We start from the raw sequence: 21761 nt of genomic DNA, 5'->3' as shown, positions 1-21761 counted from the left end.
GGGGAGAGCAGCGGCTGCCCGACCCCGAACGACGCCCAGTCGACGGCGAGGTCGAGCAGGGCGGTCTCGGCGGCGGTGAAGGCCGCGCGCCGGTCGTGCACGGCGGCGAGGACGCCGTCCGCGTCGGCCCGGCAGCGGGCGGCCATGGCGCGGACGACGTCCGGGGCGGCGCCACCGGGGCCCGTGCGGGTGGCGACCACCGCGGCCGCGTCGAGGACGCCCGCGAGGTCGGTGCCGGCCAGCCCGAGCGGGGATCCCGTCACGGCCGTCGCGGCCGTGTCGAGCATGTCGCCGGTGAGGTCGCGACCCGCCAGGCCCGCGGCGGCCGCGGTGCGGACGGCGGCCCCGACGACCTCGTACGCCGTCCGGTAGTCGAGCCCGCAGGTCGTCATGACGTGCTCGGCGAGGTCGGTCGCCTGCGTGAAGGACGCGTCGAGGGCCCGGCGCATCGCCGGGGCGTCGACCTCGACGCCGGCGACGACCCCGGCCATGAGCCGGGTCGCCCGGGTGGCCAGCGACAGGGCCCGCGGCACCTCGCCGTACGCGAAGATCATCCCGTCGCTGCGGGCCGACGGCGTCCGGCAGACCGTGAGCAGCCCGGTGAGCCGGCCGATGAGGATGCCGGCCTCGCCGCGGACCATCGACAGCGCGTACGGGTTCCGCTTCTGCGGCATCATGACGCTGCTGCGCGAGTGCCCGTCGGCGAGCTGCAGCCAGCCGTACTCGTTGCTCGCCCAGATCTCGAGGTCCTCGGCGAGCTTGCTCAGCGTCGTCACGAGGCTCGTCGCGGAGGCCAGCGCGGAGACCATCCCGTCGGTCGCCCACATCGCGTCCCGGGTGTGCTCCAGGATCCCGTCGAACCCGAGCAGGTTGCTGACCCGCTGCCGGTCGTACGGCAGCCGGCCACCGTTGACGCTGCCCACGCCGCCGGCGCTGCGGTTCAGGGCCGCCAGGTCCGCCTGCAGCCGCTCGACGTCCCGCAGGACGGGGTAGGCGAAGGCGAGGAGGTAGTGCCCGAAGGTCGAGGGCTGCGCGTGCTGGAGGTACGTCTGGTCGGCGAGGTAGGTCTCGGCATGGGCGTCGGCCTGGTCGGCGACGGCACGCACGAACCCGGCGGCGGCCCCGACGAGCTCGAGCAGGTCGGTGCGCAGCCGCAGCCGCAGCGCCACCCGGACCGCCTCGCGCCGGGTGCGGGCGACGTGCAGCCAACCGGCGTCGTCGCCGATCCGGGCGGCGAACACGCGCTCCCGGCAGTTGTACGTCTCGCCGTGGACCGGGTCGTAGCCGAACGCCTCGACCGGCGTCGCGTGCGCCTCGAGGAGGACGGCGAACAGCCGGGCCGCCGCGTCCGCCGGGACGAGGTGCTGCTCGGTGAGGACGACGAGGTGCGCGAGGTCGGCCAGGTCGATGCCCTCGTGGAGCAGCGGCGCGTCGGCGACCTCGATCGCGAAGCCGCCCTCGACGAGCTCCGGGGCGTACTTCCCGAGCCGGCCGGTCACAGGCCCTCCCGGGCGAGCCCGGCGAGGAACGCGGTCGTGCGGGCCGAGGTGCCGTCGTCCGGCGCACCGGCCGGGCCGAGCCCGAACGGGGTCGCCCAGAGCTCGGTCGTGCCGGCGTCCGCGTACGCGCGCAACTGCCGGGCGACGTCCTCCTCGGTGCCGACGACCGCGACGTCCGCGACGTGCTCGACGCTCTGGCGGGCCATGAGGCGCTGGTAGTTCTCCAGACCCGCGTACCGGGCGAAGACGGTGCCGGCGGCCTCGCGGGCGGCCGCCCGCGACGCGTCGTCGTCCCCGCAGACCGCGACCGGGATCGCGGCCACGAGCCGCGGCGACGGGCGGCCGGCGCCCTCGGCCGAGGCACGCAGCCGGGGGCCGATGTCGGAGGCGAGGCCGTGCGGGGTCGCGAGCCAGGTCACGGTCCCGTCGGCGAGCTCGCCGGCGGCGGCGACCATGAGCGGGCCGAGGCCGCCGACGACGACGCTCACCGGGCTCGTCCCGGGGACGCCGAACCCGCCGTCGACGCTGAAGTGCTCGCCGCGGTAGGTCACCGATCCCTCGCGCAGCAGCGGGACGAGCACCGAGAGGTACTCGCGCATGTGCGCCGCGGGGGAGGTGTACGGCAGGCCGAAGAGCCCCTCGACCACCGGCTTGTGCGAGACCCCGACGCCGAGGGTGAGCCGGCCGCCGCAGAGCGACTGGACGGTGGCCGCGGCCTGGGCGAGCGCGTGCGGGTGCCGCGGGTAGGTTGGGACGACGCCGACGCCGAGGTCGATCGTCGAGGTCCGGCTGCCGGCGACGGCGAGGACGCTCAGCGCGTCGATGCCGCGCGACAGGTGCACCGTCCACGCCGAGCCGAAGCCGGCCGCCTCGGCGTCGCACGCCTGCTGGGCGACCTCCGCCGGGAGCAGGGGTCGTCCGACGAGCTCGGCGCCGATGCCGATCGCGATCCTCACCGGGTCAGCATCCGGTCCGGTACGGCCCTTCGGGCATGTCCCGCACGGACGAAGATGCCCCCGGGGCTTGTCCGCGCGGGCCCGGGACCGCGCAGGTCAGGCGACCGGCGCGACCCGGCGGTGGTCGAGGGCACGGTGCACCGCGGCGACGACCTTCGCGGCGCTCGGGGAGACCTCCGCCTCGAGCTCCTTGGCGACCGGCAGCGGGACGTTGCCGCCGCTGACCCGCAGCACCGGCGCCCGCAGGTCGCCGAACGCCTCCTCGGCGACGAGGGCGGCCACCGCGGCGCCCCAGCCGAGCTGGCCGGGGTTCTCCTCGACGACGACGAGCCGGCCGGTCCGCCCGACGGACTCCAGCACCGTCGCGGCGTCGAGCGGGACGAGGCAGCGCAGGTCGATCACCTCGGCCTCCACGCCCGCGGCGGCGAGGTCGGCCGCGGCCGCCAGGCACATCGGCACGGTCGCGGCGAGGCCGACGAGCGTCACGTCGGCGCCGGAGCGGCGGACCCCCGCCCGCCCGAGCGGGACGACGTGGTCGCCGTCCGGCACCTCGCCGCGCACGCCGTACAGCGCCTTGTGCTCGAAGACGAGGACCGGGTCGTCGCTGCGCACCGCGGCGGCGAGCAGCCCGACGGCGTCGCCGGGGGTCGACGGGCAGGCGATCTTCAGGCCGGGCACGCACATCGCCCAGTTCTCGGTGGCCTGGCTGTGCTGGGCGCCGAAGCCGATCCCGCCGCCGTTCGCCGAGCGGATGACGAGCGGCAGGGTCAGCCGGCCCGCGCTCATGTACCGGGCCTTGGCGATCTCGTTGACGACGCCGTCCCAGCACGTCGCGTAGAAGTCGCTGAACATGATCTCGGCGACCGGGCGCAGGCCGCCCATCGCAGCGCCCATCGCGGCCCCGACGATCGCTTGCTCGGAGATCGGGGTGTCCCGCACCCGCACCGGGCCGAACCGCTCGAAGAGCCCCTTCGTCGTCTTGAAGACCCCGCCCGCGCGCAGGTCCTCCCCGATGAGGACGACGGTCGGGTCCCGGTCCATCTCCCGGGCCAGGCCGGCCGCGACCGCCTCCCGGTACGTCAGCTCCGCCACGTGCTGCTCCCGTCGCTCCAGACGTCGGTCCAGGCGTCCGCGGCATCCGGCCGCGGCGCTTCCTGGGCCCGGCGGGCGATCGCCGCCACCTGTTCGCGGACCTCCGGCATGACGGCCTCGTACACCGCCGGGTCGCCGCCGCGCGCGACGGCGGCGTCCCGGTGCACGGCGAGCGGGTCGCGGGCCTTCCACGCCTCGACCTCGCCGAGGGGCCGGTACGCGGCCGGGTCGGCGACCGAGTGGCCGCCGTGCCGGTAGGTCCGCGCCTCGACGAGCACCGGGCCCTCGCCGCGGCGGGCGGTCGCGACGGCCGCGACGGCGACCTCCCGGACCGCGCTCACGTCGTTGCCGTCGACGGTGATCGCCGGCAGCCCGTAGGCGGCCGCGCGGTCCGCCGCGGGGTAGGTCACCGGGACGACGGTCTCGATCGGGGTGTACTCCATGTACCCGTTGTTCTCGCAGACGAAGACGACGGGCAGGTGCCAGACGGCAGCGAGGTTGAGCGCCTCGTGGAACGCGCCGATGTTCGTCGCGCCGTCGCCGAAGAAGCAGGCGGTGACCCGGTCCTCGCCGAGCACCTGGCTCGCCCAGCCGAGCCCGGCCGCGACCGGGAGGTGGGCGCCGATGATCGCGTGCGACCCGAGGTAGCCGTGCTCGACGCTGAGGACGTGCATCGAGCCGCCCTTGCCGCCGCAGACGCCCCCGGCGCGGCCGAGCAGCTCGAGCATCATGCCGTCGGGCGGGGTGCCGCGGACGAGCGCGTGGTGGTGGCCGCGGTAGGTGCCGATCGAGCGGTCCTGGGGGCCGAGCGCCGCGCCGACCCCGACCGCGACGGCCTCGTGCCCGAGCGCGAGGTGCGCCGGGCCGCGGACCTGGCCCTGCTTGTAGAGGGTCTCGACACGTTCCTCGAAGGCCCGGACGAAGGCCATGGCCCGGTACAGGCGCAGATCCTGATCGGCCGGCGCCAGGTCCCGCAGGTCGTCCGCGGTGAGACCCTCGTTCCGGTCCGGCGTCGGGTGCTCGCCACGCGCGGCGCCGGAGGCGGCCTGCCCGGCTGATGTGTCGGTGGACATCGGCAACCCCTCTGCGTCGTCACCAGAGGGGAACGGTAGGCAGCGGTGCGGGCCGCCCGACTCGTCCCGGGCGGCCAGTCTTCGGCCGCCGGGTTGCCCGTGGGGGACGAGCGCCGCTCAGCCCGCCAGCACTGCGGAGGCGAGCTTCCGGGCCCGCTCGCAGCCGGCCGTCTCGTCCAGCAGGTCGGCGGTGGAGCCGTCAGGCGTGCCCCCGACGCTGGCGTAGACCAGGTCGTCGCCGGAACGGACCAGGATGCCGACGGTCCCCGTGAGGCCCAGCGAGGTGCAGAAGGCCTCGTCGCCGATGCCCTCGACGGCCGTGCCGTAGTACGGCGACGTCTCGACCGTCGTGCTCGTCCCCTCGCCGTCGTCGGTGCTGGACACGACGACCCCCTTGGCCTGCTTCACCTCGGCCCGGAACCGGGCCGCGGCGTCGCCGCCACGGACGACCGCGACGCGCACGAGAAGGGCGCCCGAGTCCTCGGCGGACGCCGACCCCCAGCAGGACGGCGCGTCCGCCAGCACCCGCGCGTCGATGATCCCCGACACCAGACCGCCCAGCCCGGTGCCCTTCTCCAGGGTGATCGGCGTCCCGAGCGCCTCGCTGACGACGGCGTCGGACGTGATCTCGCAGCTGCCGGGCTCGACGAAGTCCGTGGCCTTGTTCCCGAGCCACCGGACGCCGAGGACGACGGCGACCACGACCACGACGCCGAGGACGAGGAGGACGCCGCCCGCGACGAGCGCGACCTTGCCGCAGCCGCTCATGCCGGGCGACGGCGGCACGGGTCCGGCGGCGTGCGGCTGGTACTGGGCCGGCTGGTACTGCGCCGGTGGGTTCTGGGCCGGGTGCTGGGGTGCCGCGTACTGGGGGGCCTGGTACTGAGGTGCCTCGTACTGAGGTGCCTGGTACTGGGGCGGCCGGGCGGCCTCCGGGGCCTCCTGAGCGGGCGGGTAGTACCGACCGTCGGAGGCCAGCCACCAGCCCGGGCCCTGCGGTTGCTCGCTCATCGGTCCCTCTCGCCGGGCCGCCCCTCTGGCTGCCGCAACGGCGGCAGAGGTTACACGAGGTGCCGGTGGCGCGAGCGACCTCCCGCTCAGCCGCCCGCGGCCTCCGGGACGACCCCGGGCAGCTCGATCGTGTGCGCCGTGTGGCGGACCTTCGCCGACAGGTACCCCGCGTTGGCCGCGGACAGGTGCACCCGCGTCGGGACGCGCTCGATGACCTCGACGCCGTACGCCTCGAGCTGCGCCGCCTTGTCGGGGTTGTTGCTGAGGAGGGCGACCCGGGGCGCCCCCAGCGCGTGGAGCATCTGGGCGGCCGCGGCGTAGTCGCGCTCGTCGTCCGCGTGCCCGAGGCTGCGGTTGGCCGCGTAGGTGTCGAGGCCGTCGTCCTGGAGGGCGTAGGCGTCGAGCTTGGCGTAGAGCCCGATGCCGCGGCCCTCCTGGCGCAGGTAGAGGACGAACCCGCCGACCTCGGTCACCCGCTCGAGCGCCTCGCGCAGCTGCGGGCCGCAGTCGCAGCGCAGCGAGCCGAGGACGTCGCCGGTGAGGCACTCCGAGTGCGCCCGCACGAGCGTGCCCCGGCCGACGGCCGCCGCGCGGCGCAGCGAGCGCTGCCAGTCGCCGAGGCCGAGGGCGAGGTGCTCCTTGCCGTCGACGAGACCGTCGAACGTGAACACGTCCGCCCGCGTTTCATAGCCGTCGGGTGCACGCAGCGGCACGGTCACCCGCCGCCGGACGGCGGCCTCGGGAGGGGTCTGCCCGTGGGTGGCGGTCCGGGTCTCGGGGGTGCCCGGCAGGGGCAGCGGGTCGGCCATCGGCGTCCTGTCCTCGGATCGGGAAGTGGTCACGGCAGCAGGGAGCGGCCGGGGCCGGCGCGGGGCGAGCAGCCCCGCCGCGACGGTGGGAGCCGGGCGGCGGGCGGGAGGACAGGACCGTGGGAGAGCGACCGTACGTCGTGCTCAGCTGCAGCACGTCCATCGACGGCTGCCTCGACGACGCCTCGTCGCAGCGGCTCATGCTGTCGAACGACGCGGACTTCGACCGGGTCGACGCGACCCGGGCCGGCTGCGACGCGATCATGGTCGGGGCGAGGACGGTGCGCCGGGACAACCCGCGCCTGCTCGTGCGCTGCCCGGACCGGCGGGCGCAGCGGCTGGCGCGGGGGGTGCCCGAGACGCCCGCGAAGGTCGTGCTCACCGGCCGCGGCTGCCTCGACCCGGACGCCGCCTTCTTCACGTGCGGGGACGCCGAGCGGCTCGTCTACGCCGCGTCGCCCGGCTTCGGCACGGCGCGCGAGCGGCTCGGGGCGCGGGCCACGGTGCTCGACGCGGGCGACCCCGTCGACCTCGGGCTCGTCCTCGCCGACCTCTACGAGCGCGGCGTCGAGCGGCTGATGGTCGAGGGCGGGCAGACGATGCACACGCAGCTCATCGGGGAGGGGCTCGCCGACGAGCTGCACCTCTCCGTGGCGCCGCTGTTCGTCGGTGAGGCGCAGGCGCCGCGGCTGCTCGGGGCGGGCCGGTTCCCGCAGGACCGGGGCAGGCGCGCACTGCTCGCGGAGGTGCGCCAGATCGGGGACGTCGTGCTGCTCCGGTACGGGCTGTCGGAGCGGTTCGACCGCGAGGCCCTGGCGGGCTGACCGGGCCGTCATCGGGCGACCAGGTCCGCGACCGGCGTGCCGTCCGGTGCCGCGGCCGACGGGGCGGGCCGCAGCCGCCGGGCGACGAGGACGACGGCACCCGGCAGGCTCGAGACGAGGACGCACACCCCGAAGGCGACGGAGGCGCTGACGCCCTGGGCGGCCCCGAGCCCGGCCGCGCCGAAGGCCCACGCGGCCGCACCCTCGCGCGGTCCCCAGCCGCCGACGTTGAGCGGCAGCGACATCGCCACGAACGCGACGAGGGCGAGCGGGACGACCCGGCCGACCGGCGCGTCCACCCCGGCCGCGCGGGCGGCGACGACGAAGGTCGCGACGAAGCCGGCGAGGGCGACGAGGGACGTGCCGAGGACGACGGCGACCGCGCCGGCGCCGACCACGACCCGGGCCCGGTCGCCGACCGCCCGCGAGCGGGACCGCAGCGCGACCAGCGCGCCGGCGCCGACGACGACCGCGACGAGCAGCCCGGCCGCCACCCAGGACCGGGGCACGGGCAGCAGGGCCGGGCCGGCCGCCACGAGCCAGACCGCGGTCGCGGCGACGAGGACGACGAGCCCCACGCCGCGCTCGACGGCGACGGCCGCGGCGGCCCGCCGCAGGTCGCGGGCGTCCCGGCCGTGCCGGACGGCCCGGTCGACGTCCCCGAGGACGCCCCCCGGCAGCACGGCGTTGAGGAAGACCGCGCGGTAGTAGTCCGCGGTCGCCGTCCGCAGGTCCAGCGCGAGACCGGCGCCGCGGGCGACCGCGGTCCAGCGCCAGGCGCAGGCGGTCGTCGTCACGGCGCCCAGCCCGAGCGCGGCGAGCAGGGTCGGGGCGTCGACGGCCGCGACGCCGTCGAGGAACGGGCGGCCGCCGAGCCGGAGCAGCAGCGCGGCGAGGACGGCGAGCCCGGCGAGCGTCCCGAGGTGCGGACGCACGGCACGCAGGGCCGTCGCGGTGACGCGCATGCCCGCCTCCCTCGCCCCGTCGTGGCCCGTCCGGTCCGTCCCGGGCCCCGGCCCGCGGACCCTCACCCGTCGATACGTGCGGGCGGTCGCCCCCGTTCACCCCGGGGCCGGGCCAGCAGGTCCGCGTGGTGGACGGTGACGTGCAGAGTGCCCGCCCGGGCGGCCGCGGCCCGCCGGTCCAGGTACTCCGCCGGGGCGACGCCGGGGCTGTGCTCGGCCGCCGCACCGGCCCAGCCGTCGAACCAGGCGGCGGCGAGCCCGCCGTCCGCGCCACCGAGCCGCCACGGGCTCGGCCGGACCCGGACGTCGTACCCGTGCCGGTCGAAGGCCGCCGCGGCGACCTCGACCGCGGCGGGACCGAGCAGGGTGCGCCCGGCGACGGGACGCCGCTGGTGGGCGTTGAACGCGGCCTCGACGACGACGTCGAGCGGGTCCGGCGGCACCAGGTCCACGCGGCCGAGCACCGACAGCGTGACGAGGGCCGGGCACCCGGCCCCGGCCACCGCGGCGACGACGGCCTCGACCTCGCCCGCGGTGAGGACGTCGAGCAGCGCCGAGGCGGTCACGAGGTCGGCACCGGCGAGGTCACGGGCGGTCAGCGCGCCCAGCACCCCGCGCCGGGGCTCGACCGTGACCGTCGCGCCCCCGGGCGCGATGCCGGGCCGGGACGCCGCGAGGGCGAGCAGCGCCGGGTCACGGTCGTGGAGCACCCAGTGCTGCGGACCGGGCAGCAGCGGGGCGAGCCACCGGCCCATCGAGCCGCTGCCGCAGCCGAGGTCGTGGACGACGACCGGGGTGCCGGCCGGGCGGCGCCCGGCGCGGACGGCCGCCCCGAGCGCGGCCGCGGCGGCGTCGGCGAGGTCGCTCGCGCGGGCCGCCGCGTCGGCGGGCTCGCGGAGGGCGAGCCAGTCGGGGGAGTAGGTCGTGGGGTCGGCGCCTTCGCCGTCCGGTCCGGGGGCGCTCACGGTGTCCTCCGGTCGACGAGGGCGGCGGCGAGCCGGCGGGCGGTGCCGTCCCAGCCGGGCAGCCCGGCGCCGCGGACGGCCGCCCGGGCCCGCAGCACCGTCCGCAGGGCGGGGTCGTCGAGCCAGCGGCGCAGGGCGGCGGTGAGCGCGGGCACGTCCCCGGGCGGGACGAGCAGGCCGGGCCGGTCGCCGTCCGGGGTCGTGCCGAGCGCCTCCGGGACGCCGTCCACGTCGCTCGCGAGGACCGGCACCCCGCGTGCGAGGGCCTCGGTGACGACCATCCCGTACGGCTCCGCGTGCGACGGGAGCACGAGCAGGTCGGCGGCGGCGTAGGCGGCGTCGAGGTCGGCGCCGGCGAGCGGGCCGACGAGGCGGACCCGGTGCTCCCAGCCGTGCCCGGCGAGCGTGCTCCGCAGCGCGCTCACGTGGTCGGCGTCCCCGGGCGGGCCGACGCACTCGAGCGTCCACGGCACGACGGGGTCGAGCGCGGCGAGCGCCGCGAGGAGCACGTCCTGGCCCTTGCGCGGTGTCAGCGACGCGACGCAGAGCAACCGGCCGCCGTGCAGTGACGGCTCCGCGGCCGGGCCGCGGTCGACCCCTGGCGGAGCGACCGCGACGGCCCCGGCGGGCAGGCCGTGGAGCGCCTCGACCCGGGCCGCCGTCGCCGTGCTCGTCGCGACGACGACGGTCGCGGCGTGCAGGGCGCGGCGCTCCCGCGCGGCGAGGGTCGCGGCCTGGTCCGGCGGCCGCCCGGTCTCGTCACCGAGCGGCAGGTGCACGACGACGGCGAGCCGCAGCCGCTGCGCCTCGGCGGCCAGCGGGCCGGGCGCGCCGCAGCCGACGAGGCCGTCGACGAGCACGGTGCCGCCGTCCGGCACAGCGGCGAGCAGTGCCGCGAGCCGCTGCTCGTCGTCCGCCGTCGGCTGCGGCCAGCCGCCCGCGACGTCGTGCCGCCGGACGGCGACGCCGAGCCGGCCGAGCGCCTCGACCACCCGCAGGTCGTACGTGTTGCCGCCGCTCGGCGTCCGCGGGTCGTCGACGCCGGCCGGCACGACGACGACGAGGCCGCCGCCGGCCGCGAGCCGGGCGAGGGCCGCATCGACCGTCACGGCGAGCGTCACAGCGACCGTTCGTAGCTCGCCCAGGCGATGTGCGACTCGTGGAGCGTGACGACCAGGCCGATGACGGCCCGGGCGCCCTCGCCGAGGGCACCCGCGGCGATCCGGTCGGCGAGGGTGTCCGCGACGTGCCGGGCGAGCACCTCGGTCGTCGTGTTGCGGCCGGCGAACGCCGGCTCGTCGTCGAGGTTGCGGTAGGAGAGCGCGCCGACGACCTCGTGCAGGGCCTGCGACGCGAGACCGATGTCGACGACGATGCCGTCGGCGTCGAGGTCGGGCCGCCGGAACGTGGCGTCGACGACGAAGGTCGCGCCGTGCAGCTTCTGGGCCGGGCCGAAGACCTCGCCGGAGAAGCTGTGGGCGACCATCATGTGATCGCGGACGGTGACGGAGAACATCGGACTCCTCGGTGGCAAGCGTTCTACGGGTCGTGCGGGCGGGTCAGGGGTCGTACCGGACGCGGTGGCACAGCGCGGGCAGGTCGCCGGACGCCAGCCGTGGCAGCACCTGCGGCAGGTCCTCGAACGCCGACTCGCCGGTGACGAGGACGTCGAGGGCCGGGTCCGCGAGCAGCCGCAGCGCGAGCGCCATCCGGTCGGCGTACGTGCGGCTGCCCCGGCGGGCGGGGGAGATGCTGCCGACCTGGCTGCTGCGCAGCACGAGCCGGCGCGGGTGGAAGAACTCGCCGAGCGGCACCTGGACCGGCCGGTCGCCGTACCAGCTCACCTCGAGGACGGTGGCCTCCGGCGCGGCGAGCTCGAGCGCCCGGGTCAGCCCCGCGGACGTCGCGCTCACGTGGACGACGAGGTCCCGGTCGACCGCCGCGTCGTCCGGTCGTGCGAACCTGGCCCCGAGGGCCACGGCGACCGGCGCCCGGGCCGGGTCGACGTCGACGACCTCGACGTCGACGCCCGGCATCCGGGCCAGGAGCGCGGCGACGCAGCCGCCGACCATGCCGGCCCCGACGACCGTGACCCGGTCGCCGACGAGCGGGGCGGCGTCCCAGAGGGCGTTGACGGCCGTCTCCATCGCACCGGCGAGCACGGCGCGGCCGGGCGGGACGTCGTCCGGCACCGGGGTCACCGCGTGCGCCGGGACGACGAACCGGCTCTGGTGCGGGTGGAGGCTGAACACCGTGCGGCCGAGCAGCGCCGCGCCCCGGGAGGTCGCGGGCGCCTGCTCGACGACGCCCACGGCCAGGTAGCCGTACTTCACCGGGAACGGGAAGTCGCCCTCCTGGAACGGGGCCCGCATCGCCGCGTGCTGGCTCGCCGGGACGCCGCCGCGCAGGACGACGCTCTCGGTGCCCCGGCTGACGCCCGAGAACAGGGTGCGGACCACGACGTCGTCGGGGCCCGGGGGCGCGAGGGCGACGTCGCGCACCTCGGCGCGGCCCGGTCCGACGACCCAGAGCGCGCGCGCCGGCGTGCTCACGAGCGCCGCCGGCCGGGGTGCTCGGCGGACTGCCCGGCGCCGGACAGAACCGGACCGGCCCCGCGTACGTATACCCGGTCGAGCCCGCACCGTGCCGGAGGAGTTCTCATGACCGGAATCTCGCACCTCGCCGCCGACCTCACCGGGGCGGGGGCCGGGCTGTCCGTGGCCGTCGGCGCCGGGGCGCTGCTCGGCAACGGCCTGCGCGCGTCCGGTGCGACCCGGTTCGGGGCCGCGAACACGGTGACCGCGGTGCGGACCGCGCTCGTCGCGGTCGTCACCGGGCTCGTCGCCCGGGCGCTGCTCACCGGCGAGCCGGCGTCGGGGCTGCTCGTCGCCGTCACGGTCGTGGCGCTGGCGCTCGACGCGGTCGACGGCCTCGTCGCCCGCCGGACCGGCACCGCGACGGCGCTCGGTGCCCGGTTCGACGGCGAGGTCGACGCGTTCCTCATGCTCGTGCTCAGCGCCCTGCTCGTGCCGGTCGTCGGGGCGTGGGTGCTCGCGATCGGGCTCATGCGGTACGCGTTCCTCGTCGCGACCTGCGTGCTCCCGTGGACGGCGCGGGCGCTGCCGCCGCGGTACTCGCGCAAGGTCGTCGCGGCGGTCCAGGGGGTCGTGCTCGTCGCCGCGGTCGCCGGAGTGCTGCCTGCGGCGGCGACCTTCACCGTGCTCGCCGCGGCGCTGGCCCTGCTCACGTGGTCGTTCTGGGTGGACGTCGCGTGGCTGGCCCGGCGCCGGGCGACCGCCGCCCCGGCGCGCGAGGTCGTGCTGACCCGCTGAGCCGCCGTCGACGGGGCGGCGCCGCGGCTGCCGGCGACGGGGCTGCCGGGGTCGTCCGGTCCGAGGAGGGCCACGTCAGGGGAAGACGGATGGCGGGTCCCCGGGGTTCGGTCCTGGCCCGTCGTCCGGGGCCGACCCGTCCACAGGGCCGCGACACGCCGTCCGGGAGGCCGGGTCTGTGGACGGCGCGCACGGGCGTCCGGGCGGGCGGCTAGCGTCGTCCGGGTGCCGCCCCTGCCGGGCGGCGGCGGTCCGGGTCCGGGCCGGCGGGTGCGAGCGCAGGGGAGGGTCGGCGTGCTGCACGTGCACCGGTCCGAGCGCGCTGACTCCCTCGTCGGGCCGCTCGCCGAGGTCCTCGCCGCCCCGCCCGGCGACCCCTTCGCCCCCGAGCTCGTCGCGGTACCCACGAAGGGGGTCGAGCGCTGGCTGGCCCAGCGCCTCGCGCACCGGCTCGGGGCCGCCCCGGGCACGGAGGCCGGGGTCTGCGCGAACATCGCCTTCTCGTCCCCCGGCCGGCTCGTCGGCTCGGTGCTCGCGGGGGTCCTCGGCGGGGGCACGGACGACGACCCGTGGCGGGTCGAGCCGCTCACGTGGGCGGTGCTCGCCACCCTCGACGACGCCGTCGACGAGCCGTGGTGCGCGGCGCTCGCGCGGCACCTGGGGCACGCCTCGGCCGGGTCGCCCCCCGCGCCGGCCGGCAACCCCGACCGGCACGACCCCGACGAGCTGCGGCGCGGCCGCCGGCTCGCCGTCGCCCGGCACGTCGCGGGCCTGCTCACCGCGTACGGGGCGCAGCGCCCAGACCTCGTCACCGCGTGGGCGGCCGGGCGCGACGAGGACGGCGCCGGGGCACCGGTGCCGGCGGACCTGCGCTGGCAGCCCGAGCTGTGGCGGCGGGTCCGGGCCCGGCTCGGCGTCCCCGGCCCCGCGGAGCGGCTCGACGCCGCCCTGGCGGCCCTGGCGACCACTGCCCCGCCCGACGTCCCCGGCCGGCTGTCGGTCTTCGGCCCGACCCGGCTCCCGGAGGACCAGCTCCGCGTCCTGCACGCCCTCGGCCGCCACCGCGACGTCCACCTGTGGCTCGTGCACCCGTCGCCGGCGCTCTGGGCCGCGGTCGCCGCCCGTGGCGTGCCGGAGTCGCGACGGCGGGCCGCGGTCGGGCCCGTCGCGCGGCTCCCGGTGCTCGCCTCGATGGCCCGTGACGTCGTCGAGCTGCAGACCCGGCTCCTGGGCCTCGACGGCGCTGCTGACGGCACCGGGGTCGTCGACGTGCCGCACCCGGCCCCCGCACCGCCGCCGACGCTGCTCGGTGCCCTCCAGTCCGCCCTGCGCGCCGACGCCGAGCCGGCCGCGCCGCACCGCCTCGACGCCGGGGACCGCAGCGTCCGGGTGCACGCCTGCCACGGCCGGGCCCGGCAGGTCGAGGTGCTCCGTGAGGTGCTCGTGGGCCTGTTCGCCGAGGACCCGACCCTCGAGCCGCGCGACGTCCTCGTCATGTGCCCGGACGTCGAGGCCGTGGCGCCGCTCGTCGCGGCGACCTTCGGCCTGGCCCCGGACGGCGAGGCCCCGGCGGACGCGCACCCGGGCCAGACCCTGCGGGTCAGGGTCGCGGACCGGTCGCTGCGCCAGACGAACCCGCACCTCGGTCTGCTCGCCGCCCTGCTCGACCTCGCCGACGGCCGGGTCACGGCGTCCGAGGTGCTCGACCTCGCCGCGAGCCCGCCCGTGCGGTACCGGTTCGGCTTCGACGAGGACGACCTCGACCAGATCCGCGAGTGGTCGGCCGCCGCAGGTGCGCACTGGGGCGAGGACGCCGGCCGCCGTGCCCGGTTCGGTCTCGGGCTCGTCCGGCAGGGCACGTGGGACGCGGCGCTCGACCGGATCCTGCTCGGCGCCGCGATGGCCGAGGAGGACCACCGCTTCGTCGGCCCCGCGCTGCCGCTCGACGACGTCGACAGCACCGGCGTGGCGCTGGCCGGCCGGTTCGCCGAGCTCGTCGACCGGCTCGGGTCGGTGCTGGCCCGGCTCGACGGGAGGCGGCCCGTCGCCGACTGGCTCGACACCCTCGACGACGCCCTCGACCTGCTCGCCGGCGCGCCGCCGACCGAGGCCTGGCAGGGCGTCCAGGCGCGGCAGGTGCTCGCGGAGGTCCGCCAGGCCGCGGCCGGGCGGGACGGCACCGTGCTGCGGCTGCCCGACGTGCGCGCGCTGCTCGCGGACCGGCTCGCCGGGCGGCCCACCCGGGCGGGCTTCCGGACAGGAGCCCTGACGGTCTGCTCGCTGGAGCCGATGCGGGCCGTGCCGCACCGGGTCGTGGCGCTGCTGGGTCTCGACGACGGGGTGTTCCCCCGGAGCAGCCGCGGCGACGGCGACGACCTGCTCCTGCGCGACCCCTGCCTCGGCGAGCGGGACCGGCGCAGCGAGGACCGCCAGCTGTTCCTCGACGCGGTCGCCGCGGCCGGCGAGCGCCTCGTCGTCCTCTACACGGGCGCGGACGAACGGACCGGGGCGCTGCGGCCGCCGGCCGTCCCTGTCGCCGAGCTCCTCGACGCGCTCGACCGGACGGCGGCGTCGCCGGGCGAGGCACCGGTGCGGTCGCAGGTCGTCGTCCGGCACCCGCTCCAGCCGGTCGACGAGCGCAACTTCGCCGCCGGCGCGCTCGGTACCCCGGGGCCGTTCAGCCACGACCGGGCGGCGCACCGCGCAGCCGTCGTCGCCCGGGGCGAGCGCCGCGACCGGGTGCCGTTCCTGCCGGCCGCGCTGCCGGCGCCGCCCCGGCCGGACACCGTGGACGTCGGCGACCTCGCCGACCTGCTCGAGCACCCGGCCCGCTGGTTCCTGCGCAACCGGCTCGGCGTCGCGCTGCCCGCCGACGAGGAGGACGTCGTCGACCGGCTGCCGCTGGCGCTCGACGGGCTCGGCACCTGGGCGATCGGCGACCGGCTGCTCGCAGCCCGGCTCGCCGGCGTCGACCGTGACCGGGCGAGGAACGCCGAGTGGCGGCGCGGCGAGGTGCCGCCCCGGCAGCTCGGCCGGGCGGCGCTCGACCGGGTCCTCGGCCAGGTGGTGCCGGTCGCCGCGGCCGTCCAGCCGTACCTCTCCGGCGAGCCCACGGTCGTCGACGTCACCGCGGACCTGCCCGTCGGCATCGCCGTCACGGGGTCCGTCGACGGCGTCCACGGCGACACCGTCGCGCGCGCCGTCTTCTCCCGGCTCGGGGCCAAGCACCGGCTGCGCGCCTGGGTCCAGCTGCTCGCCCTCGTCGCGGCGGACCCGGACCGGCCGTGGCAGGCCGTGACAATCGGCCGGGCCGGCGGCCGCCGCGGCGGGGCGCAGCGCGCGACGCTGACCGCCCCGTCGCACGCGACCGCGCAGACGGTGCTCGAGAACCTCGTCCGGCTGCGGGAGCGCGCGCTGCGCGCGCCGCTGCCGCTGCCCGCCGCGGCCGGGGCCGCCTACGCCCGCAGCCGGCTCGCGGGGGACTCCGCCGAGCAGGCCCTCGGCGAGGCGGCGTCGGCCTGGAAGCAGCTCTACGAGGTCGAGGACCGGTACCACGTGTTCGTCTGGGGCCCGGCCGCTCCGATCGGCCTGGTCGCGGGCGTCCCGGAGCGGGACGAGGCGGCCTGGTCGGCCGACGGCACCGACACCACCCGCCTCGGGGTGCTCGCACTGCGGGTGTGGAAGCCGCTGCTCGCCCACGAGGAGGTGCGGACGGTATGACGACGACGGAGCAACCTGCCGCCCCGCCGCTCGCCGCGGTCTTCGACGTCTGCGGGCCGCTGCCGACCGGCACGACGGTGCTCGAGGCGAGCGCGGGCACCGGCAAGACGTTCACCATCGCCGCCCTCGCGACCCGGTACGTCGCCGAGGGGGTCGCGGACCTGTCCCGGCTGCTCCTCGTGACGTTCGGCCGGGCGGCGACGTCCGAGCTGCGGGACCGGGTGCGGGAGCGGCTCGTCAGCGCCGAGCGGGCCCTGCTGGCGGACGACGCCCGGACCGCGCAGGACCCGCTGGTCCGGCACCTCGCGAGCGTCGACGACGCCGAGCTCGCGGCCCGCCGGCGCCGGCTGCGGGCCGCGCTCGCGCAGTTCGACGCCGCGACGATCGCCACGACGCACGGCTTCTGCCAGCAGATGCTCGCCTCGCTCGGGCTCGCCGCCGACGTCGACGCCGACGCCGTGCTCGTGCCGGACCTCGCCGACCTCGTCGACGAGGTCGTCGACGACCTCTACGTGCTCCTGTACGCCGACACCCCGGCGCCGCCGCTGAGCGTCGAGGAGGCCCGGCAGGTGGCGCGGGCCGCAGTCGGCTCCCCGCAGGCCCGGCTCGAACCGGCCGCCGCGGCACCTGGCTCACCTGCCGGTCACCGGTACGCCTTCGCGCACGCGGCCGCCGCCGAGGTCACCCGGCGCAAACGGGCCCGCCGCGTCCTCGACTACGACGACCTGCTCGTCGAGCTGCGGGACGCGCTCGTCGACCCGGCCCACGGCGACGACGCGGTGGCCCGGGTCAGGTCGCGGTACGACGTCGTCCTCGTCGACGAGTTCCAGGACACCGACCCGGTGCAGTGGGAGATCCTCGCGACCGCCTTCCACGGGCGGCGGACGCTCGTCCTCATCGGCGACCCCAAGCAGGCCATCTACGCGTTCCGCGGCGGCGACGTCGTCGCCTACCTCGCGGCCCGCGGGGTCGCCGACCACTCGGCGACGCTCGGCCGGAGCTGGCGCAGCGACGCCCCGCTCCTCGCGGGCCTGGAGCACCTCCTCGGCGGGGCGGCGCTCGGGGACCCGCGGATCGTCGTCCGGCCGGTCGAGGCGGCCCACCCCGAACGCCGGTTCACCGGGGGAGCCCCGGTCCGGCTGCGGCACCTCTCGCGGCCCGTGTTCGGTGTCCCGGCCCGGTCGTCGACCAAACCGCTCGTCCAGGCGGTCCGGGAGGCGATCGCCACGGACGTCGCGGCGGACGTCGTACGCCAGCTCGGGTCGTCGCAGCTGCGGGACGGCGGCGGGTGGCGGCCCGTGGTCCCGGCCGACGTCGCGGTCCTCGCCCGGCGCAACGTCGACGCGACGACCGTCCGGGACGCCCTCGTCGCGGCCGGGGTGCCCGCGGTCGTCTCCGGTCTCAGCAGTGTGTTCGACTCCCCGGCCGCCCGCGCCTGGCTCACGCTGCTCGTCGCGCTCGAGCAGCCCGGCAACCCGGGCCGGACGGCCGCAGCGGCGCTGACGCCGTTCGTCGGCTGGGACGCGACGCGGCTCGGCACGGCCACAGACGCCGACCGCGACGCGCTGTCGGACCGGGTCCGGTCGTGGGCCCAGCTGCTCGGCGCCCGCGGCGTCGCGGCGCTCTTCGAGGCCGCGTCGGCGGACGGCCTCGCCGAGCGGCTCCTCGTCACGGCGACCGGCGAGCGGACCCTCACCGACCTGCGCCACGTCGCGCAGTCGCTGCACCTCACGGCCACCGCGGAGGGCCTGGGGACCGCCGCCCTCACCGACTGGCTGCGGCGGCGGATCGCGGAGGCCGCCCTCGACTACGCCGAGGAGCGCAGCCGCCGGCTGGAGACCGACGCGGCCGCGGTCCAGGTCGTCACCGTGCACGCGAGCAAGGGCCTGGAGTTCCCCGTCGTCTACGTGCCCTTCGCCTGGGACCGGTTCGAGAGCAGCACCCCGCCGATCCTGCGCCACCACGACGGCGAGGCCCGGGTGCTCGACGTCGGCGGCCCGGGGACCCCCGGCTACGACACCGCGCGCAGCCTCCACATGGCCGAGGAGCGCGGCGAGGACCTGCGCCTGCTCTACGTCGCCCTGACCCGGGCCTGCTCGCAGGTCGTCGTGCACTGGGCCCCCTCGAGCAACTCCGCGGCCGGCCCGCTGTCCCGGGTGCTGCTCGGGCGACCCGGGGCAGGCCAGGAGCCACCGCCCTCCGTGCCCGTCGGCCGGGACGACGAGGCGGCCCGGGCGTTCGACGCCCTCGCAGCGTCGTCCGTAGGCACCGTCGTGGTCGAGCACGTCGACACGCTCCCGTCGCCGGCCCGGTGGGCCCCCGCCGGCACCGGGCGCCCCGACCTCACGGTCGCGCCCTTCGGCCGTCGGCTGGACACGACCTGGCGGCGCACCTCGTACACCGCCCTCACCGCCGCCGCGCACGAGGAGCGCTACGCCGCGGAGGCGGCCCTCGGCGGCGCACCGACGGGCGCGGCCGGGGCCCTGCCGGGGGACCCGGGCGGCCCGGGCGGTTCGGGGGTGTCGAGCGAGCCGGAGACCCGGGGCGTCGAGGACGAGCCGCCGCCGCCCGCGCCCGGGCTGCCCCCGACCCCGGCCACCACCGCAGCCACCACGGCGGGCACCCCGCAGGGCGTGTCGGCGGGCGGGGCCGCGGACGACGTCCCGCTGCCGCTCGCGGACCTGCCGGCGGGGGCCGCCTTCGGCGTCCTCGTGCACGAGGTGCTCGAGTACGTCGACACCTCCGCGTCCGACCTCGGCGCCGAGCTGCTGCGGCGCTGCCGGGACGCCGGCGCCGCACGGTTCGGCGGGGTCGACCCGGTCGCCCTCGCAGCCGCGCTCGGCGCCGTCCTCGCGACGCCGCTCGGCCCGGCGGTGCCCGGGCTCGCGCTGCGCGACGTCCGGCCCGTCGACCGGCTCGCCGAGCTGGAGTTCGAGCTGCCGCTCGCAGGCGGGGACAGCCCCACCGGTCGGGGGGCGACGATCGCTGCGATCGGCGACCTGCTCGGGCGGCACCTCCCGGCAGCCGACCCGTTCCGGCCGTACGCCGACCACCTGATGCACGCACCGTTCGCCGCGACCCGGCTGCGGGGCTACCTCACCGGGAGCCTCGACGCCGTGCTGCGTGTCCGCGGCCCGGGCCCCGGTGGCAGCGCGGCCGCCGCCGGGCCGGAGCCGCGCTACCTCGTCGTGGACTACAAGACGAACCGGCTCGCGCCCGCCGGGGAGCCGCTGACGGCCGCGCACTACCGTTGCGACGCGCTCGTCGAGGCGATGACGGAGGCCGACTACCCGCTCCAGCTCCTGCTGTACCTGGTGGCCCTGCACCGGTTCCTCACGTGGCGCCAGCCCGGGTACGACCCCGACGTGCACCTCGGCGGCGGGCTCTACCTCTTCGTCCGTGGGATGGCCGGCCCGTCGACCCCGGCCGTGGACGGCACCCCGTCGGGCGTCATGGCGTGGCGGCCGCCCGGGGCGCTCGTCGCCGGTCTCTCGACGCTGCTCGACACCGGGGAGGCGCCGTGACCGCGACGGACCGCCGGTCCGCCCCGGTGCCGGCCCGCGTCGCGCTGACGGCCGGGCCGGTGCTGCGCGCGTTCAACGACGCCGGGATCCTCGCCTCCGCCGACGTCCAGGTCGCGCGCAGGCTCGGCCGGCTCACCGGCGAGGACGACGAGCGGGTGCTCCTCGCGGTCGGGCTCGCCGTCCGGGCGCTGCGCTCCGGCTCGGTGTGCGTCGCGCTCGACGACCTCGACGCGCTCGCCGTCCCCGAGGCCGAGGACGGGGTGCTCGTCGCCGGCACCCCGGCGGCCGGGCTGCCCTGGCCCGAGCCGGCCGCCTGGCGGGCAGCCATCCTCGGCAGCCCGCTCGTGGCCCCCGGCCCGGGCGCGGCCGCCCCGCACGCCTCGGGCGGCCGGACCCGCGTGCCGGACCCACCGGTCCGCTGGGTCGACGGCCGGCTCTACCTCGACCGGTACTGGCGCGACGAGCAGGTCGTCCGCGCCGAGGTCGACGGCCGGCTCGCCCGTGGCCTGCTCGGCGTCGAGCCGGTCGTCGTCGCCCGGGCCGTGGCCCGGTTGTTCCCCGTCGAGGCCGACGGCCGGCAGCGTCTCGCCGCCGCGACCGCGGCCCTGAGCCGGGTCACGGTCGTGACCGGCGGCCCGGGCACCGGCAAGACGACGACCGTCGCGCGGCTGCTCGCCGTCCTCCAGTCGGTCGGGGGAGCGCCGCTGCGGGTCGCGCTCGCCGCCCCCACGGGCAAGGCGGCCGCCCGGCTCCAGGAGGCCGTCCGGGCCGAGGCGGCCCGCTTCGGTGACGAGGACCGGCGCCGCGTCGGCGAGCCCGAGGCCACCACCGTGCACCGGCTCCTCGGCTGGAAGCCCGGCAGCAGCACCCGGTTCGCGCACGACCGGGACCACCGCCTCCCGCACGACGTCGTCGTCGTCGACGAGACCTCCATGGTGTCGCTGACCCTCATGGCCCGGCTCGTCGACGCCCTGCGGCCCGACGCCCGGCTCGTCCTCGTCGGCGACCCCGACCAGCTCGCGTCCGTCGAGGCCGGTGCGGTGCTCGGCGACCTCGTCGCCCGGCCGCCCGTCGCCGACGACCTTCCCGCCGCCCTGGCCCGTGCCCTCCCCGCGGACGCCGACGTCGGGCCCGAGGACTCGCCCGCGCTGCGCAACGGCGTCGTCCGGCTCACCCGCACGCACCGGTTCGACGGGGCGATCGGTGAGCTCGCGACGGCGATCCGCTCCGGGGACGCCGACGCCGTCCTCGCGGTCCTGCGCCGCGGGGACACCGCGGTGACGTTCGTCGACACAAGCGGCGCTCTGCCCGACGAGGAGCAGGCCGCGGGCGTCCGGGCCGAGGTCGCGGCCTCCGGCCGGGCCGTCCTCCACGCGGCGCGCGGCGGCGACGTCGCCACCGCCCTCGGCGCCCTCGAGACGCACCGGCTGCTGCTCGCCCACCGCAGGGGCCCGTTCGGCGTCGCCCGGTGGGCCGCCCTCGCCGAGTCGTGGGCGCTCGCGGCGGCCGGGCCGGAGGACGCCGACGACGGTCGGGCCCACCACGGCCGGTGGTACCCCGGGCGGCCGCTCATCGTCACCGCGAACGACCGCGACACGGGCCTGTACAACGGCGACACCGGCGTCCTCGTCGCGGACGGCACCGGCCTCGTGGCGGCGTTCGGCGACCCGCGCTCCCCGCTCGTCGTCCGCCCGCACCGGCTGCCCGCCGTCGAGACCGTCTACGCGACGACCGTGCACCGCGGCCAGGGCAGCCAGTTCCGGTCCGTCTCCGTCGTCCTGCCGCCGCAGGAGTCGCCGCTCCTCACCCGCGAGCTGCTCTACACGGCGGTGACCCGGGCCCGGGAGCAGGTCCGGGTCCTCGGGGGAGAGGCTGCGGTCCGCGCCGCCGTCGAACGCCCGGTCCGCCGGGCGAGCGGCCTGCGCTTCCCGCTCATCGCAGCGGCGGGGTAGGAGTCGGGCGCCCACTGCGCCGGGCCCGGTGGCCCCGTT

Annotated in this window: 16 protein-coding genes; 5 read left to right on the top strand and 11 right to left on the bottom strand. The window is 77.9% G+C overall.

Annotated elements, in window-relative coordinates:
* The 6 genes from EDJALFJO_RS23950 to ribA form a co-directional block, all read right to left on the bottom strand.
* The coding region (locus EDJALFJO_RS23950; RefSeq protein ID WP_088288819.1) for an argininosuccinate lyase at positions 1 to 1499 on the bottom strand (1499 nt) is incomplete at its 3' end.
* Entirely contained in the window at positions 1496 to 2455 is a 960-nt protein-coding gene (locus EDJALFJO_RS23945) for a TIGR03564 family F420-dependent LLM class oxidoreductase (protein WP_088288818.1), read from the bottom strand. The genes EDJALFJO_RS23945 and EDJALFJO_RS23950, both read right to left, overlap by 4 nt.
* A gap of 96 nt (positions 2456 to 2551) precedes the next feature.
* Complete coding sequence (locus EDJALFJO_RS23940) at positions 2552 to 3496, bottom strand: alpha-ketoacid dehydrogenase subunit beta (RefSeq protein WP_369812575.1); 945 nt, start codon at positions 3494 to 3496, stop codon at positions 2552 to 2554.
* A gap of 38 nt (positions 3497 to 3534) precedes the next feature.
* Positions 3535 to 4620, bottom strand: coding sequence for a thiamine pyrophosphate-dependent dehydrogenase E1 component subunit alpha (locus tag EDJALFJO_RS23935; protein ID WP_088288816.1), 1086 nt, complete (start codon positions 4618 to 4620; stop codon positions 3535 to 3537).
* 117 nt (positions 4621 to 4737) lie between these two features.
* Entirely contained in the window at positions 4738 to 5631 is an 894-nt protein-coding gene (locus EDJALFJO_RS23930) for a hypothetical protein (RefSeq protein WP_088288815.1), read from the bottom strand.
* Positions 5632 to 5717: 86 nt separating this feature from the next.
* Positions 5718 to 6473: a GTP cyclohydrolase II gene (gene ribA / locus EDJALFJO_RS23925; protein ID WP_233150000.1), complete on the bottom strand. Its 756-nt coding sequence runs from the start codon at positions 6471 to 6473 to the stop codon at positions 5718 to 5720.
* Positions 6474 to 6559: 86 nt separating this feature from the next.
* On the opposite strand from ribA, the gene EDJALFJO_RS23920 reads away from it, so the two are divergent.
* The gene (locus EDJALFJO_RS23920) at positions 6560 to 7264 is read left to right on the top strand and encodes a dihydrofolate reductase family protein (RefSeq protein WP_088288813.1); all 705 of its coding nucleotides are present in this window, start codon (positions 6560 to 6562) and stop codon (positions 7262 to 7264) included.
* Between the two features lie 8 nt (positions 7265 to 7272).
* Here the strand turns inward: EDJALFJO_RS23920 and EDJALFJO_RS23915 are convergent, their stop codons facing one another.
* The 5 genes from EDJALFJO_RS23915 to EDJALFJO_RS23895 form a co-directional block, all read right to left on the bottom strand.
* Positions 7273 to 8229, bottom strand: a complete 957-nt coding sequence (locus EDJALFJO_RS23915) for a lysylphosphatidylglycerol synthase domain-containing protein (RefSeq protein ID WP_088288812.1) — start codon at positions 8227 to 8229, stop codon at positions 7273 to 7275.
* Between the two features lie 62 nt (positions 8230 to 8291).
* On the bottom strand, positions 8292 to 9194 hold the full coding sequence (locus EDJALFJO_RS23910) for an SAM-dependent methyltransferase (RefSeq protein ID WP_088288811.1): 903 nt from the start codon (positions 9192 to 9194) through the stop codon (positions 8292 to 8294).
* A complete protein-coding gene (locus tag EDJALFJO_RS23905; protein ID WP_198950586.1) occupies positions 9191 to 10315 on the bottom strand; it encodes a glycosyltransferase family 4 protein in 1125 nt (374 codons plus the stop codon). Before EDJALFJO_RS23905 ends, EDJALFJO_RS23910 begins: the two co-directional genes overlap by 4 nt.
* Entirely contained in the window at positions 10312 to 10710 is a 399-nt protein-coding gene (locus tag EDJALFJO_RS23900) for a 6-carboxytetrahydropterin synthase (RefSeq protein ID WP_088288810.1), read from the bottom strand. The genes EDJALFJO_RS23905 and EDJALFJO_RS23900 overlap by 4 nt, the downstream gene beginning before the upstream one ends.
* A gap of 43 nt (positions 10711 to 10753) precedes the next feature.
* The gene (locus EDJALFJO_RS23895; RefSeq protein ID WP_088288809.1) at positions 10754 to 11746 is read right to left on the bottom strand and encodes a zinc-binding alcohol dehydrogenase; all 993 of its coding nucleotides are present in this window, start codon (positions 11744 to 11746) and stop codon (positions 10754 to 10756) included.
* A gap of 108 nt (positions 11747 to 11854) precedes the next feature.
* Between EDJALFJO_RS23895 and EDJALFJO_RS23890 the strand changes: the two genes are divergently transcribed.
* From EDJALFJO_RS23890 to recD, 4 genes are all read left to right on the top strand, one after another.
* Positions 11855 to 12526, top strand: a complete 672-nt coding sequence (locus tag EDJALFJO_RS23890) for a CDP-alcohol phosphatidyltransferase family protein (protein WP_088288808.1) — start codon at positions 11855 to 11857, stop codon at positions 12524 to 12526.
* Positions 12527 to 12820: 294 nt separating this feature from the next.
* Positions 12821 to 16246, top strand: coding sequence for an exodeoxyribonuclease V subunit gamma (gene recC, locus EDJALFJO_RS23885; protein WP_088288807.1), 3426 nt, complete (start codon positions 12821 to 12823; stop codon positions 16244 to 16246).
* Positions 16243 to 19770 (top strand): UvrD-helicase domain-containing protein, encoded by a 3528-nt coding sequence (locus tag EDJALFJO_RS23880; RefSeq protein WP_088288806.1) that lies wholly within the window; start codon positions 16243 to 16245, stop codon positions 19768 to 19770. The genes recC and EDJALFJO_RS23880 overlap by 4 nt, the downstream gene beginning before the upstream one ends.
* Positions 19767 to 21722: an exodeoxyribonuclease V subunit alpha gene (gene recD, locus EDJALFJO_RS23875; protein WP_088288805.1), complete on the top strand. Its 1956-nt coding sequence runs from the start codon at positions 19767 to 19769 to the stop codon at positions 21720 to 21722. The genes EDJALFJO_RS23880 and recD overlap by 4 nt, the downstream gene beginning before the upstream one ends.
* Positions 21723 to 21761 lie beyond the last annotated feature (39 nt).

The sequence above is a fragment of the Kineosporia sp. A_224 genome (genome assembly GCF_002198655.1).
Lineage (GTDB): Bacteria > Actinomycetota > Actinomycetes > Actinomycetales > Kineosporiaceae > R-H-3.
Note: the sequence above shows the minus strand (reverse complement) of the source record. Positions and strands in the feature narration are given on the sequence as shown.